Consider the following 14,058-nt stretch of genomic DNA (forward strand, 5'->3'; position numbering starts at 1 on the left):
ATATCGGGCAGGGAAAGCTTCGATCCGCTTCATTGCGCGGATGTTTCCCGATCCTCAATAGACTGTTTCCGCTGACTGGCGCCGTTCACGGGAGCGGAAACAGAAAATGCCGGAGCCCCGCCGCGAGGATCGACGGAATGGCACCGGCACAACAATATGAACCGCGACGACGGCAATTACCGATCATCGGCGGGTGGTTGGTCGCATCCCGACCGAGGGCCGGATACTTCACACAGGAAGTATCTTATGTGGCCGGCGCGCGACCCTGTCAAGGCACGGTCGGGTCACGCCACGGTCGGCCGGCTCAGAGTTCGGCGAGGACGGTGAAGTCCAGGCCGTCGGCCTCGGCCAGATAGATCCGCTGGCGTACGTGCCGACGACGCAACCGCAGCTCGCCGCGCGGCCCGTCGTACGACACCACGTCGGCGGACGCCTCCACCGCGCGGACGTCCAGCGTGCCGGCCTTGGCGATCAGGGCGGACAGCAGCATCACACCCTCGTAGCAGGACTCACCGAGGCTGCCCAGCGGCGGCGCCTCCAACCCGAACCGGCGGGCGAACTGACCGTGGAAGTCCAGATTCTCCGGCGTCACCAGCCCGGCGAAGAAGCCTGCCGTGCTGAACAGTCCCCGCGTGTTCGTCGCCCCGCTGGCCAACAGCATGTTCTCGTCCATCAGCGTGCTCAACCGCAGGCAGCGCTGGTCCAACCGGGACCGTGCGAAGGCCCGGTTGAACCGGACCGCGTCGGCACCGACCAGCAGCATCAGGACCGCGTCCGCGTCGCTGCGCTCGATACGTCGTAGCACCTCGACGAAGTCGTGCGTCTCCAACGGCAGGAAGTGGTGCCCGACCACCCGACCGCCGCTGTCCAGCGCGTACCGGTAGGCGGCACGGGTGGTCCGGCGCGGCCAGACGTAGTCGTTGCCCACCACGAACCAGCGACGGACCCCGAGGTCGGCGGCGAGCACCCGCATCGCCGGCCACAGCTGCGCGTCCGGCGTCTCGCTGGTCAGGAAGACCCCCTCGGTACGCTCGCCACCCTCGTACAGGGCGGTGTAGACGTACGGCACCCGGTGCGCGATGCGCGGCGCCACCGCCTGCCGGACCGACGAGATGTGCCAGCCGGTGACGCCCTGCACGGCGCCCGTCGACACCAACGCCTCCACCTCGGCGGCGACCTCGGCCGGTGGCGCACCGCCGTCGACCGGCACCAGCCGCAGCTCGCGGCCGAGCACCCCGCCGCGCTGGTTGACCTCCTCCATCGCGAGCTGGGCACACTGCTCGCAGCTCGGGCCGAACATGCCGGCCGGTCCGCGCATCGGGTACACCAGCGCGATGCTGACCACGCCCCGGTCGACGGTGAGCCAGGGCGCCCCGGCGGCGAGCCTCTCCCCCGCCTGCGGGCGCCCGTACCCCGGTGCCGGCGCGGACATGAACACATCGTGGCCGCAGCCGGGGATGATGACCAGACCTCCCCAGCAGACGGGACGTCTCGGTACGATGACTCGGCAACCGCCAGGCGGGAGTGCCATGTCAGACCTTCCCGGCTCCGCAGCCGACCTGCTTCCCCTGCTCACCCGCGCCGAGCGTCTGCTCGCCCGCCGGGTCGGTGGGGTGCTCGCCGTCGAGTCGCTCACCATCGAGGCGTGGCGGGTGCTCTGCCTGCTCGCCGACGGTCGGGGGCACCCGATGAGCGAGGTCGCCGCCGAGGCGTCCCTGCCCCCGGGCACCCTGACCAAGCTGGTCGACCAGCTCGTGGACCGCAACCTGGTGTTCCGGCGGGTCGACCCGTTCGACCGGCGACGCATCCGGGCGTACCTGACCGACCGGGGGCGACGCGAGCACGAGCGGATCGCCGCGCGGGTCCACACCGACCTGTCCGGGCTGACCGCCTCCGGTGACGCGGACCTGGCCGGGCACCTGGACGACCTGATCGGACGGCTGGAGCCGGACCGCCGCCCGGCCCCCACCCGGGTCTGACGCCGCCACCGGCCGGCGGGCGGGCGGGCGGGTCACCGTGGCCGGCCGGCCACGGTGCCGGGTGACGTCGGGTCAGCCGCCGTTGACCGGGCGGAACCGGTTGACGGAGTGCCGGGCTCGTGCCGCGCGGTTGGTGACCGGCCCGACGGCGTCGAACATCACCCGACCCAGGGTCGCGTGGGCGCGTACCGCCGGGTGGGTGCCGCCGTAGTTGTCCAGGTCGCCGAGGGAGTCGGCGAAGAAGGCGTAGGTCAGCGTCGGCGCGCCGGTCGCGTCGAACATGATGCCGGCCTCGTGCCGGGCCGCGCCGCTCTCGTCGTAGTCCGCACCGTACTTGGTGGCCACCCGGCTGCGTTCCGCCGAGGACATGTCGCGACGGATCCCGTCGTGGTAGCCGTTCACCCAGCGCAGGATGCCCAGCAGGAAGTCGCACGACCGGGTCGACAGCAGGGTCTTGGTGGCCAGCCGCCACAGCAGGTCGTGGGTCTCGCGCGGGGTGGTGACGCCGAGGAAGAAGCGGTTCGGGTTGGCCACCGGCTCGACCCGGGTGTGCGTGAAGCCCTTGGCGGCGAGGATCTCGTTGATCTCCAGTGCCGGCACCACCCGCCCGCACATCCGCACCGACGTGTTGTCGGAGACGAGCAGCATGGCGGTGAGGAAGTTCGCCACGGTGATCTCGTCACCCCAGACGGTGTGCAGGAAGTAGATGCCACTGCCACCGAGGATGATGTCGCCGGTCAGATCGAGCCGCTGGCCGAGCGCCAGCTCACCCCGGTCGATCTTGTCCATCACCGCCACCGCGACGGCCAGCTTCTGCACGCTGTACCCGTGCGTCACCCGGTCGACGTCGTCGGCCACCACGGTCCGCAGCGCACCGGAGTCGTCCACCATCGCCACGTGCGAACGCCACGCACCGCCCGCCCGCGCCTTCTGCTGCCGATAGGTACGCCGGATCAGCGCCTGCGCGGCATCGTGACCGGACGGTGCCGCACCGCCCGACGTACCGGGCGCGGCGGCAGCGCCGCCCGGTGTCGCCACCAGGGCCGCCGCAGCGGCCCCGATCCCGATCGCGGCCCGACGGCTCATCTGCTCGGCCATTGCCACTCCTCTGGTCCGGCGTGCGACCGGCGGGATACCGGCACCGGACACACCCTGCCATACCCGCCCATCTATCGCCGCCCCCTCCTCCAGAGTGGAGCGGATCGGTCGCCGCGAGCCGGCGGGGCTCACCCGACTCGGACGGCCTCGTCGCCGTCGACCGGGAACGCCGTCGCCGTCGGGGTGAGGTACCTCCGCAGGGTGTGCGCGTCCGGGGCGGTGGCGGTCCAGAGGGTGGCCGGGCCGCCTGCCAGTGGCAACCGGGCGACCGTGCCCATGACCGCCGGGGGTACGGACGGTGCGCACGGGTCGACCACGAGCAGCGAGCCGGTGGCGGGTGCGCCGCCGAGCACCGCCGGTCCGGCCCAGCCGAGTGTGTCCGGCCCGACCGCCAGCGACTGCCGCAGCAGGGGCCGGCCCCCGACGTCGACCCGGGTGACGACCTCGGCGTTGCCGGGTGCCTCCTGGTACCGACCGCAGATCAGTTCGTCCCGCCAGTGCAGGGTGCCGCCCTCGGCGACGTCCACCTGCGCGTCGGCCACGTGCGCACAACCCGCCGCCGCGACCAGTTGCTCCGGCAGCCAGTGCAGCGTGGCGTCGGCGGCGACGGTCACCCGGACCAGCATCCGGGAGACCGCGCCGGAGCGGCCGGGCAGGGCGATCGAGGCGGCCACGGTGCGGACGCGGACCACCGCACCGGGGCCCACCTCGACGTCCAGCCGCAGGTCGTCGCCGGCGAGCGGACCGGCCGCACCGCCGACGACGTACACCGTGACGCCACCGTCCGACGCCGGCACCTGGCGCAGCAGCAGCGGGCTCTCCCCGCGCAGCTCCGCCAGCACGGTGCGCCCGTGCCGGTCGGCGCGGGCCAGCAGCCGGGCGGTGGCACGCATCAGGCCTGCCCGGCGGGTACCGGGTGGTCGGCGTGCGCGGTCGCGGCCCGGTGGTGGGCCAACTCGTGCCGGATCCACCCGGCGACCCGGGTGGCCAGCGGATCCTCGGTGATGGACTGGAACACCGTCGGCAGGCTGCCCCGGCGGGCCCGCGCGTCACGGTCCATCACCGACAGGTCGGCGCCGACCATCGGGGCCAGGTCCGTCTTGTTGATCACCAGGAGGTCGGCGGCGGTCACGCCGGGGCCACCCTTGCGCGGCACCTTGTCCCCGCCGGCCACGTCCACCACGAAGATCTGCCGGTCCACCAGACCTCGGCTGAAGGTGGCGGTCAGGTTGTCCCCGCCGCTCTCCACCAGCACGAGGTCCAGCGGGCCCAGCGCCTCGGCCAACTCGTCGACCGCGTCGAGGTTGGCACCGATGTCGTCACGGATGGCGGTGTGCGGGCAGCAGCCGGTCTCCACGGCCCGGATCCGGTCCGGGTCGAGTACCCCGGCCCGCTTGAGGAAGTCGGCGTCCTCGGTGGTGTAGATGTCGTTGGTCACCACCGCCAGCCGCAACTCGTCGGCGAAGGCCCGGCACAGCGCGGCGACCAGCGCCGTCTTGCCGGAGCCGACCGGACCGCCGATGCCGACCCGCAGCGCCCGCGACGCGGCGGGCAGCGGGGCGTGCGGGTCGACTCCGGGTTCCGGGTGGGTGTGGGGAACGGACTCGTCGTGCTCGGTCTCAGGACGCAAAGAGACGCACCTCCCAGGTGGCGTGGACTTCGGCATGGATGTCGGCGAGCGGAGCGGCGGCGGCCGGCAGCCGCTCCGGTGGTTCCTCGGCGGCCCGCGCCGCCCGCGCCGCGGTGGCGTCGCAGGCGACCGCGAGCCGCACCAGCAGGGCCTGCACCCGGTAGGGATCGAGGCCGAGCAGACGTACGGCGGCGCTTGCCGAACCGGTCACCGTCGCGTGGGCGGCGACCGTGGCGACCTGCGCCGGGTCCAGACCAGCTGCGGCGCCGACCAACCCCAGCACCAGCGGCTGGTGCGGGCCGGGCGGCCTGGCGGGCAGGTCGTCGAAGGTGTCACCGGGCCAGATCTCCCGCCCGGCCCGCAGCAGCGCCCGGCCCTGGCGACGGGACACCGCCCGTTGGGCCGGCGACGCGGTCCGGGCGTCCAGTTCGGCGTCGAGCCGCGCCAGCAGGTCCCGGCGTCCGGCCGACCGGGCGGCCCGACGGGACGCCGCCGCGAACGCCGCCGCGACCAGCCCGGCGGTGGCCAGCCGCCCGCGCAGGTACTCCCCCAACGTGGCCAGGTCGGTCACCCGCCCGGCCGCGACAGCCGCCTCCAGCCCCGACGAGTGGGCGTGCGCCCCCGCTGGGAACCGCCCGTCGGCGAGCAGCAGGAGCATGGTCGGCGCGCTCATCAGAACAGGAAGTAGCGCTGGGCCATCGGCAACTCGGTCACCGGGTCGGGTTCGACCACCTCGCCGTCGATGCGGACGGTGAAGGTGTCCGGGTCCACCTCGATGCGCGGCAGCGCACCGTTTTCCGGCAGGTCGGTCTTGCCGCGCTGCCGTACGTCGGCCACCGGCACCACCCGGCGACGCACGTCCAGGCGCAGCCCGGCGTCGAGCGCGGCGGGTGCCACGAACGCCAGGCTGGTGGCGGCGGCCGCCACGCCGTACGCGCCGAACATGGGGCGGGGCAGCATCGGCTGCGGCGTCGGGATCGAGGCGTTCGCGTCCCCCATCTGGGCGTACGCGATGAACCCGCCCTTGATCACCAGGTGCGGTCGGACGCCGAAGAACGCCGGTTCCCAGAGCACCAGGTCGGCGAGCTTGCCCGGCTCGACCGAGCCGATCTCGTGGTCGAGTCCGTTGGCCATGGCCGCGCAGATGGTGTACTTCGCCACGTACCGCCGGGCCCGGTGGTTGTCGGCGGCACCGTCACCGGGCAACGCCCCCACCCGCGCCTTCATCACGTGCGCGCTCTGCCAGGTCCGCAGCACGACCTCGCCGACCCGGCCCATCGCCTGCGAGTCGGAGCCGATGATCGAGATCGCGCCCAGGTCGTGCAGCAGGTCCTCGGCGGCCATCGTGGACGGTCGGATCCGGCTCTCGGCGAACGCCAGGTCCTCCGGCACCGCCGGGTTGAGGTGGTGGCAGACCATCAGCATGTCGAGGTGTTCGGCCAGGGTGTTGCGGGTGTACGGACGGGTCGGGTTGGTCGACGAGGGCAGCACGTTCGGTTCCCCGGCGACGGTGATGATGTCCGGCGCGTGCCCGCCCCCGGCCCCCTCGGTGTGGTACGAGTGGATCGCCCGGCCGCCGATCGCCCGCAGGGTGTCCGCGACGAACCCGGCCTCGTTGAGGGTGTCGGTGTGGATGGAGACCTGCACGCCCGAGGCGTCCGCCACCCGCAGGCACGCGTCGATCGCCGCCGGGGTGGTGCCCCAGTCCTCGTGCAGCTTGAAGCCGCCGGCACCGGCCCGCAGCTGTTCCCAGAGCGCCTCGGCGGAGACCGTGTTGCCCTTGCCGAGCAGCAGCACGTTGACCGGGAACGCGTCCAGCGCCTCGTGCATCCGGGCCAGGTGCCAGGCGTTCGGCGTGACGGTGGTGGCCCGGGTCCCCTCGGCCGGTCCGGTGCCGCCGCCGACCAGGGTGGTGACCCCACCGGCCAGCGCCTCGGTGACGATCTGCGGGCAGATGAAGTGCACGTGGGTGTCGACCGCCCCGGCGGTGAGGATCCGGCCGTTGCCGGCGATCACCTCGGTCGCCGGTCCGATCACCAGCTCCGGGTGCACACCGTCCATGGTGTCCGGGTTGCCCGCCCGGCCCAGCGCGACGATCCGCCCGTCGCGGATCCCCACGTCCGCCTTGACCACGCCCCAGTGGTCGAGGACCACCGCGCCGGTGATGACGGTGTCCAGGGCCCCCTCCGCCCGGGTGGCCCGGGACTGCCCCATCGACTCGCGGATCACCTTGCCGCCGCCGAAGACCGCCTCGTCGCCGCCGGCACAGTGGTCGTGCTCGACCTCGATCAGCAGGTTCGTGTCGGCCAGCCGGATCCGGTCGCCCGTACTCGGCCCGTAGAGCGCCACGTAGCGCTCCCGCTCCACCATGCTCATGCCGTCGCTCCGCTCCGCTGCGCGCCGTCGTCGGGCACCGCCGTCGTCGGGGCCGGGTCCAGCGGGCCGGCGCACTCGCCGCGCAGGCCGGGGACGATCCGCGCGCCGCGCAGCGGCACCAGGTCCACGGTGCGGCTCACGCCCGGTTCGAACCGCACGGACGTGCCGGCCGGTACGGCGAGACGCTGCCCCCAGGCAGCGGACCGGTCGAAGTCCAGGGCCGGGTTGGCCTCGGCGAAGTGGTAGTGCGACCCGACCTGCACCGGCCGGTCACCGGTGTTCACCACGAGCAGCGTGGTCACCGGACGTCCGGCGTTGATCTCCACCGGCCGCGCCGCCGGCAGGATCTCCCCGGGGATCACGGGATCGGGTGGTGCACCGTCACCAGCTTGGTGCCGTCCGGGAACGTCGCCTCCACCTGCACCTCCCTCAGCAGCTCGGGGATGCCGTCCTGCACGTCGTCCCGGCTCAGGACGGTGCGGCCGGAGGCCATCAGGTCGACCACGGACGCCCCGTCGCGGGCACCTTCGAGGAGGAAGGCGGTGAGCACCGCGACGGCTTCCGGGTAGTTGAGACGCAGGCCGCGCTCGCGGCGGCGTCGGGCGACGTCCGCCGCCACGTGGACGAGCAGGCGGTCCTGCTCGTGAGGGGTGAGATACACGGGGTGCTCCCGGTGGGTTCCGCGCCCCGGACACCGTCGGCCCGGCGCCTCGACGCGCCGACCGCCGGTCGGGGTTCGCCCGCCGGTCCCGACCGCCACGTGCGCGGGGCCCGGGGTTTCCACCTCCCCGGTCCGCGTGACGGACCACCGGCGGTGTCGGGTCGGATGCGGACCGCACCGCCCACCGCTGAGCAGACCGTAAGGGATCACGCGGGCAGCGGGCAACACCCCGCGTGAGCGTGGTCATAACGGGTGGACGCTGCCCCGTCACGGGCTGCTAGCCTCGGCGGCAGGTCAAGAGCGTCAGCGTCAAGCCCCGGCTCGCTGGCCGGCAACCCTCGTCCGCGCAGGGGTGCCCCGGGTGAGGACCAGGCATCGGAGCGATCTCCGGTGCAAGCGTGGCCTGGTGTCCCAGGTCATCACGACCTTGAGGAGAGCCATGGCGTACCCCGATCGACCGGTTGCCTGCCGGCACCTGACCCGGCGTCGGCACGTCGACATGATGCGGGTGTGCAGCGCCGCGTGTAGCTGACCGCGTCGCCACCCGGCCGTCGACCCCACCCGGTCGGACGACCACCCCGTTCGTTCCCATCCTTCGCGGTCCGTCCCACGGCGGACCGTCGGTGTGGCACGTGCGTGCCCGCCGCCGCTCATCAGGAGACACCTGTGCGATTCCTTCCTGCCCTCACCCGGGCCGCCGCCGTCGGCGTCACCGCCGTGCTCGCCGCCGTCACCCTCACCGCCTGCGGCGCGGACGGTGACCCCGCCGAGAACCCGTACAACCTGCTCCAGCCGGGGGTGCTGCGGGCCGGCACGCTGACCGACGCACCGCCGAACGTGTACCTCAAGGACGGCGAGTTCACCGGGTTCGACAACGACCTGCTGGTCGCCGCCGCCGACAAGCTCGGGCTGCGGGTCGAGTTCGTCGGCACCGACTTCTCCGGTCTGCTCGCCCAGGTCAACAACCGCAAGTTCGACGTCGGCAGCTCCTCGATCACGATCACCGAGGCGCGGAAGAAGACGGTCGACTTCGGCAACGGCTACGACTTCGGATACTTCGGCCTCGACGTGCCCGCCGGTTCGACGCTGGCGAGCTTCGACGAGCTGTCGGGCAAGCGGGTGGTCGTCGTGCAGGGCACCGTCCAGGACGACTACGCCACCGGGCGTGGCCTCGACCCGGTGCGGGTGCCGGACTACAACGGCGCGATCAACCAGCTCAAGGCGGGCACCGCCGACGCCTGGATCGCCCCGGCCGAGATCGGCGAGAAGACCGCCGCCGACAGCGGCGGCAGGATCACGGTCGCGGCGAAGGAACTCAGCCCGGCACCCACCGCGTACGCGGTCGCCAAGGGCAACGACACGCTGCGCGAGGCGCTGAACCGGGCCCTGGACGAGGTCATCGCCGACGGCACCTGGACCCGCCTCCAGGAGCAGTACTACCCGGGCCGGCCGATCCCGGCCGACTTCACCCCGGGCAGCGGCGAGGTGTCGGCGCCGGCCGCCTCCTGAGGTAGGACGACGAGCGAGTAGGGCGGAGGTCGACCGTGGATCCGTTGCGCACCCTGTGGGAGACGTTCTTCGACTGGGAGTCGATGCGCGAGGCGCTGCCCGACATGATCACCGTCGGGTTGCCGAACACGCTGATCCTGGCGGTCACCGCCGCCCTGCTCGGCTCCGCCATGGGCATCGTGCTGGCCGTCGCGGGCATCTCGCGTACCCGCTGGTTGCGGTGGCCGGCCCGGGTCTACACCGACGTGTTCCGCGGTCTGCCGGCGGCGGCGACGATCCTGCTGATCGGGGTCGGTCTGGCGCCGTTGGGCATGCAGGTGTGGGGACCCAACCCGTACCCGCTGGGCATCCTGGCGCTGTCGCTGATCGCGTCGGCGTACATCGGGGAGATCTTCCGCTCCGGCATCCAGTCGGTGGAGGCCACCCAGGTGGAGGCCGCCCGCGCGCTCGGTTTCTCCTGGTGGGAGGCGATGCGGGTGGTGGTGATCCCGCAGGGTGTCCGGCGGGTCCTGCCGGCCTGGGTCAACCAGCTCATCGCCCTGATCAAGGACTCCAGCCTGGTCTACTTCCTCGGTCTGCTGGCCAGCCAGCGGGAGCTGTTCCGGATCGGGCAGGACTACGCGGCCAACACCGGCAACCAGTCGGCGCTGCTGCTCGCCGGGCTCTTCTATCTGACCCTGACCGTGCCGCTGACGCACGTCGTCAACTGGATCGACCGGCGGCTGCGGCACGGCCGCCCGGCGACCGGACCGGCCGGTGACGACCCGGACGACCTCGACCTGGCGCTGCCCGGCGCCGCCGGAGGCAACCAACGATGAGCACCTCGGTCAGCCTGAGCCTGCGCGACGTACACCTGGCCTTCGGCCCTCACCAGGTGCTGCGCGGGGTGGACCTGGACGTCGCACGCGGCGCGACCGCCTGCGTGATCGGCCCCTCCGGGTCCGGTAAGTCGACGCTCCTGCGGACCGTCAACCGGCTCCTCGAACCGGACAAGGGTGACGTGCTGCTGGACGGGCGCAGCGTGCTGCGCGACGACCCGGACGCCCTGCGGCAGCGGGTCGGCATGGTGTTCCAGCAGTTCAACCTCTTCCCGCACATGAGCGTGCTGCGCAACATCACCGTCGCGCTACGGCGCATCCGCAAGCTCGGCGAGGACGAGGCGGTGGCGGTGGCGCGTACCCACCTGGACCGGGTGGGGCTGGCGGCGAAGGCCGACGCCCGGCCGGCGCACCTCTCCGGCGGGCAGCAGCAGCGGGTGGCCATCGCCCGGGCGCTGGCCATGCAGCCGCAGGTGATGCTCTTCGACGAGGCCACCTCGGCGCTCGACCCGGAGCTGGTCAAGGGCGTGCTGTCGCTGATGGCGGACCTCTCGTCGCAGGGCATGACCATGGTGGTGGTGACTCACGAGATGGGTTTCGCGCGCGAGGTCGCCGACACCGTCGCGTTCATGGACGCCGGAGTGGTGCTGGAGGCCGGCGAGCCGGCCGCGATCTTCGAGTCGGCCGAGCACCCGCGCCTACGCCGCTTCCTGTCCCAGGTTCTCTGAGGCGAACGAAGGCACATCCAATATCACCCTCCGGTACGCGAGGATACGCACCGCGTAGCGTCAACCGCCTTCGGAACGCCACAACAGGCTCCTCAGCCTCGATATCTCACGGCCGGTATAGGCTGTCGCTCGAATCTGCAACATCCAACTCAACCGGGAGGTCAGCGTTGAGCGACCGGGTCATCGACAACCCGATCATCAACTCGCCATACGGCCGCCCCACCCGCCACTTCGCCTTCGACCGGGACGGCATCACCGACCGGGTCGAGGAGCAGCGGCGGCCGTCGAGCTTCTTCATCCCGGTGCCGCGACCTCGCAAGCGGGGACAGCAGCTTGAGTTGCAGGTCTTCACCGAAGACGACATCAAGCCCAACAAGCAGGTCAATGATGTCCGGGAACGGGTCGACGCGTGGCGGACGGCGGGCTGGCCGAACGTCACCCCGGTGACCCGCCGCCTGCTGGAGTACTGGAGCGATCCGGAGCGGGACAACAAAATCCTGTTCTGCCAGCGTGAGGCGGTCGAGACGGCGATCTTCCTTGCCGAGGGAGCGACCAAGTGGCAGGGAAGTTGGATCAACAACGATCTGGACGCGCACAACGCTGAGCACAACAACGGTCTGCCACGAGCCGCCCTCAAGATGGCGACCGGCACCGGCAAGACCGTGGTGATGGCCATGTTGATCGCGTGGCAGACGATCAACAAGGTCCATGCGCCGTACGACAGGACCTTCGCGAAACGGTTCCTCGTGGTGACCCCCGGCCTCACCATCCGCGACCGGCTGCGGGTCCTGCTGCCCGAGGATCCGGGCAACTACTACCGCGAGCGTGATCTGGTGCCGGCCGAGTTCGCCGACGACCTCGGCCAGGCAAAGCTGGTGATCACCAATTTCCACGCCTTCCAGCTCCGCGAAACCCGCTTCGGCCGCAACGCGACCGGAAACACCAAGGCACTGGTGGCACCCGGTCGACCCGACCCGTTCCGGGAGACCCCGGCCCAGATGGTCACCCGGGTGCTGCGCGAACTCGGCGGATCGTCGGAGATCGTTGTCTTCAACGACGAGGCACACCACTGCTACCGGGGACGTGCCGGTGAGCCAGAGCCGGACGCCGACACCGTCGAGGATCTGCGCGGCGACGAGCGCAAAGAGGCCGCCGACCGGGCCGAGGAGGCCCGCATATGGTTCAGCGGCCTGGAAGCGGTCCGCGCCAAGGTCGGCATCAAGAGGGTGTACGACCTCTCTGCGACCCCCTTCTTCCTGGCCGGATCCGGCTACCGGGAGGGCACGCTCTTTCCCTGGGTGGTCAGCGACTTCTCGCTGATCGACGCCATCGAGGCCGGCATCGTCAAGATCCCCCGGGTACCGGTCGACGACGACCGGGTCGCCAACCGCGTGACCTACCTGAATCTCTGGCAGGAGATCCGCGACGCCCTGCCCAAGGGCGGACGCCGATCCCACCAGGACTTCACCGCAGCGGATCTGCCTGGCGCGTTGACCGCCGCCCTGCACAGTCTCTATGGCTCCTACGTGTCAGCGTTCGAGGCGTGGGAGAAGTCGGAGGCTGCCGCCCACGGGCAACCGCCACCCGTCTTCATCGTCGTCTGCAGCAACACGACAATCTCGAAGGCCGTCTATGAGTGGATTGGCGGCTACGACCGTGAGCAGGCCGGACATCTGCTGCCGACCGCCGGACAGCTACCCCTGTTCAGCAATGTGGCGGACGGGCAGTGGCTGCACCGGCAACAAACGATCCTGGTCGACGCTGCGGAGTTCGAGTCCGGCAGCCTGTCACCGGAGTTCCGCCGTACCGCAGCACGAGAGATCGCGGAGTTCAAACAGGAGTACGCCGAGCGCTTCCCCGGCCGGAGCGCCGACGACATCGGCGACGCGGAACTGATGCGGGAGGTGATGAACACCGTCGGCAAACCGGGAAAGCTCGGTGAGCCGGTGCGGTGTGTCGTCAGCGTCTCCATGCTGACGGAGGGCTGGGACGCCAACACGGTCACCCACATCCTGGGAGTGCGGGCCTTCGGCACGCAACTGCTCTGCGAGCAGGTGGTCGGCCGGGGCCTGCGGCGACGCTCATACGTCGCCGATGAGAACGGCATGTTCACTCCCGAGTATGCGGATGTCTACGGCGTTCCGTTCCAGTTCATCCCCACGGTGGCGGTGAGCCGGGAACTGCCGATGAAGCCGGTCCGCAATGTGCGGGCCGAGCCGGACCGCGACGCGGCGAAGCTTGAGATCACCTTCCCGCGGGTGGTCGGATACCACCTGGAGATACCCGACGCGCCGCTGGTCGGCGATTTCAGAGATCCCGACCTCAAGATGGTCTTGTCTCGACAGGACCTACCGACGAAGACCATGGTGGCGGGACAGGTCGGCGAGGAGGATGTGCACGATCTCGAACGGTTGAAGCGCCTCCGTGGACAGTTCGTCGTCTACCGACTAGCCAGTGAAGTACTGAGGCGCAAGTTGCGCACCGGAGACGGCGACCTGCGGCCGTGGTATTTCCCGCAGGTGCTGGAGATCGCTCAACAGTGGCTCCGTCGATGCGTCGACGTCCGGGACGACCAGGCAGTTGGTCTGATCCTGCTTCGGGAGGCCGAGGCGGTAGAGAAGGTCTGGCAGTCGATCACCTGGCAGGGCGGCCGGCGGGAACGGTGGGTGCTGCCGGTGCTGCGGACGGCCGACCCGGTCGGCACCACTTCGAGCGTCGACTTCCGAACGACCAGGGAGGTCTGGCCGACGGACCCGCGACGGTGCCAGGTCAACCTCGTGACCCTCGACGGTAAGGACGGAAACGCCTGGGAGCGGGCCGTCGCCCAGGCTATCGAGTCGCTGCCGGAGGACAAGGTCGCCGCGTACGTCCGCAACGACCACCTCGACTTCTTCATCCCGTACGAGCACGCCGGGCGGAGCCGGAAGTTCTACCCGGACTTCCTGGTGAGGCTGGCCAGTACCGGCGATGAGATCACCCGGACCCTGATCGTGGAGGTGTCGGGCGGTCGCAAGTCGCAGTCCGAGGCCGCGCAGAAGGCATGGGCCGCCCGCAATCTCTGGGTGCAGGCGGTCAACAACAGCGGCCGGTTCGGGCGCTGGAGCTTCTGCGAACTTCGTGACCCGACCACCGCCAAACGCGACCTTCGACCTGCCATCGATGCGCTGTTCGCCCTGCAAGGCGCGTCGGCGCTCACCGACGCCGCACCCGCCGACGAGGAGTTGGTCTGATGCCCCCGAGGAGTCGCAAGCCCACCGTC

13 protein-coding genes and 1 riboswitch are annotated in these 14,058 nt (G+C 71.2%); of the genes, 5 read left to right on the forward strand and 8 right to left on the reverse strand.

Going from position 1 to position 14,058, the window contains the following annotated elements; genetic code table 11:
* Window positions 1-304: 304 nt before the first annotated feature.
* Window positions 305-1,432 carry a substrate-binding domain-containing protein gene (locus tag HUT12_RS19335; protein ID WP_236145985.1) on the reverse strand — a complete coding sequence of 376 codons (1,128 nt, stop codon included), beginning with the start codon at window positions 1,430-1,432 and terminating at the stop codon, window positions 305-307.
* 97 nt (window positions 1,433-1,529) lie between these two features.
* Between HUT12_RS19335 and HUT12_RS19340 the strand changes: the two genes are divergently transcribed.
* The gene (locus HUT12_RS19340; protein WP_176094272.1) at window positions 1,530-1,979 is read left to right on the forward strand and encodes a MarR family winged helix-turn-helix transcriptional regulator; all 450 of its coding nucleotides are present in this window, start codon (window positions 1,530-1,532) and stop codon (window positions 1,977-1,979) included.
* A gap of 72 nt (window positions 1,980-2,051) precedes the next feature.
* Here the strand turns inward: HUT12_RS19340 and HUT12_RS19345 are convergent, their stop codons facing one another.
* The 7 genes from HUT12_RS19345 to HUT12_RS19375 all read right to left on the reverse strand — a co-directional run bounded on the left by HUT12_RS19345 (window position 2,052) and on the right by HUT12_RS19375 (window position 7,744).
* Window positions 2,052-3,077 carry a serine hydrolase gene (locus HUT12_RS19345; RefSeq protein ID WP_176094273.1) on the reverse strand — a complete coding sequence of 342 codons (1,026 nt, stop codon included), beginning with the start codon at window positions 3,075-3,077 and terminating at the stop codon, window positions 2,052-2,054.
* Between the two features lie 128 nt (window positions 3,078-3,205).
* Window positions 3,206-3,970, reverse strand: coding sequence for an urease accessory protein UreD (locus tag HUT12_RS19350; RefSeq protein ID WP_176094274.1), 765 nt, complete (start codon window positions 3,968-3,970; stop codon window positions 3,206-3,208).
* A complete protein-coding gene (ureG, locus tag HUT12_RS19355; protein ID WP_131057516.1) occupies window positions 3,970-4,707 on the reverse strand; it encodes an urease accessory protein UreG in 738 nt (245 codons plus the stop codon). The genes HUT12_RS19350 and ureG overlap by 1 nt, the downstream gene beginning before the upstream one ends.
* Window positions 4,697-5,380: an urease accessory protein UreF gene (locus HUT12_RS19360; protein ID WP_176094275.1), complete on the reverse strand. Its 684-nt coding sequence runs from the start codon at window positions 5,378-5,380 to the stop codon at window positions 4,697-4,699. The genes ureG and HUT12_RS19360 overlap by 11 nt, the downstream gene beginning before the upstream one ends.
* Window positions 5,380-7,083 (reverse strand): urease subunit alpha, encoded by a 1,704-nt coding sequence (locus HUT12_RS19365; RefSeq protein ID WP_131057779.1) that lies wholly within the window; start codon window positions 7,081-7,083, stop codon window positions 5,380-5,382. Before HUT12_RS19365 ends, HUT12_RS19360 begins: the two co-directional genes overlap by 1 nt.
* Window positions 7,080-7,445, reverse strand: coding sequence for an urease subunit beta (locus tag HUT12_RS19370; RefSeq protein ID WP_176094276.1), 366 nt, complete (start codon window positions 7,443-7,445; stop codon window positions 7,080-7,082). Before HUT12_RS19370 ends, HUT12_RS19365 begins: the two co-directional genes overlap by 4 nt.
* The gene (locus HUT12_RS19375) at window positions 7,442-7,744 is read right to left on the reverse strand and encodes an urease subunit gamma (protein ID WP_131055129.1); all 303 of its coding nucleotides are present in this window, start codon (window positions 7,742-7,744) and stop codon (window positions 7,442-7,444) included. The genes HUT12_RS19370 and HUT12_RS19375 overlap by 4 nt, the downstream gene beginning before the upstream one ends.
* Window positions 7,745-8,036: 292 nt before the next feature.
* Window positions 8,037-8,149: riboswitch (SAM riboswitch) on the forward strand.
* A gap of 261 nt (window positions 8,150-8,410) precedes the next feature.
* Between HUT12_RS19375 and HUT12_RS19380 the strand changes: the two genes are divergently transcribed.
* The 4 genes from HUT12_RS19380 to HUT12_RS19395 all read left to right on the forward strand — a co-directional run bounded on the left by HUT12_RS19380 (window position 8,411) and on the right by HUT12_RS19395 (window position 14,029).
* Window positions 8,411-9,253: an ABC transporter substrate-binding protein gene (locus HUT12_RS19380; protein WP_131055127.1), complete on the forward strand. Its 843-nt coding sequence runs from the start codon at window positions 8,411-8,413 to the stop codon at window positions 9,251-9,253.
* Between the two features lie 35 nt (window positions 9,254-9,288).
* Window positions 9,289-10,071, forward strand: a complete 783-nt coding sequence (locus HUT12_RS19385; RefSeq protein WP_176094277.1) for an amino acid ABC transporter permease — start codon at window positions 9,289-9,291, stop codon at window positions 10,069-10,071.
* Window positions 10,068-10,799, forward strand: coding sequence for an amino acid ABC transporter ATP-binding protein (locus tag HUT12_RS19390; RefSeq protein ID WP_176094278.1), 732 nt, complete (start codon window positions 10,068-10,070; stop codon window positions 10,797-10,799). Before HUT12_RS19385 ends, HUT12_RS19390 begins: the two co-directional genes overlap by 4 nt.
* A 167-nt stretch (window positions 10,800-10,966) precedes the next feature.
* Window positions 10,967-14,029, forward strand: coding sequence for a BPTD_3080 family restriction endonuclease (locus tag HUT12_RS19395; protein WP_176094279.1), 3,063 nt, complete (start codon window positions 10,967-10,969; stop codon window positions 14,027-14,029).
* Window positions 14,030-14,058: the final 29 nt, after the last annotated feature.

It is taken from the genome of Verrucosispora sp. NA02020 (assembly GCF_013364215.1).
Classification (GTDB): domain Bacteria; phylum Actinomycetota; class Actinomycetes; order Mycobacteriales; family Micromonosporaceae; genus Micromonospora.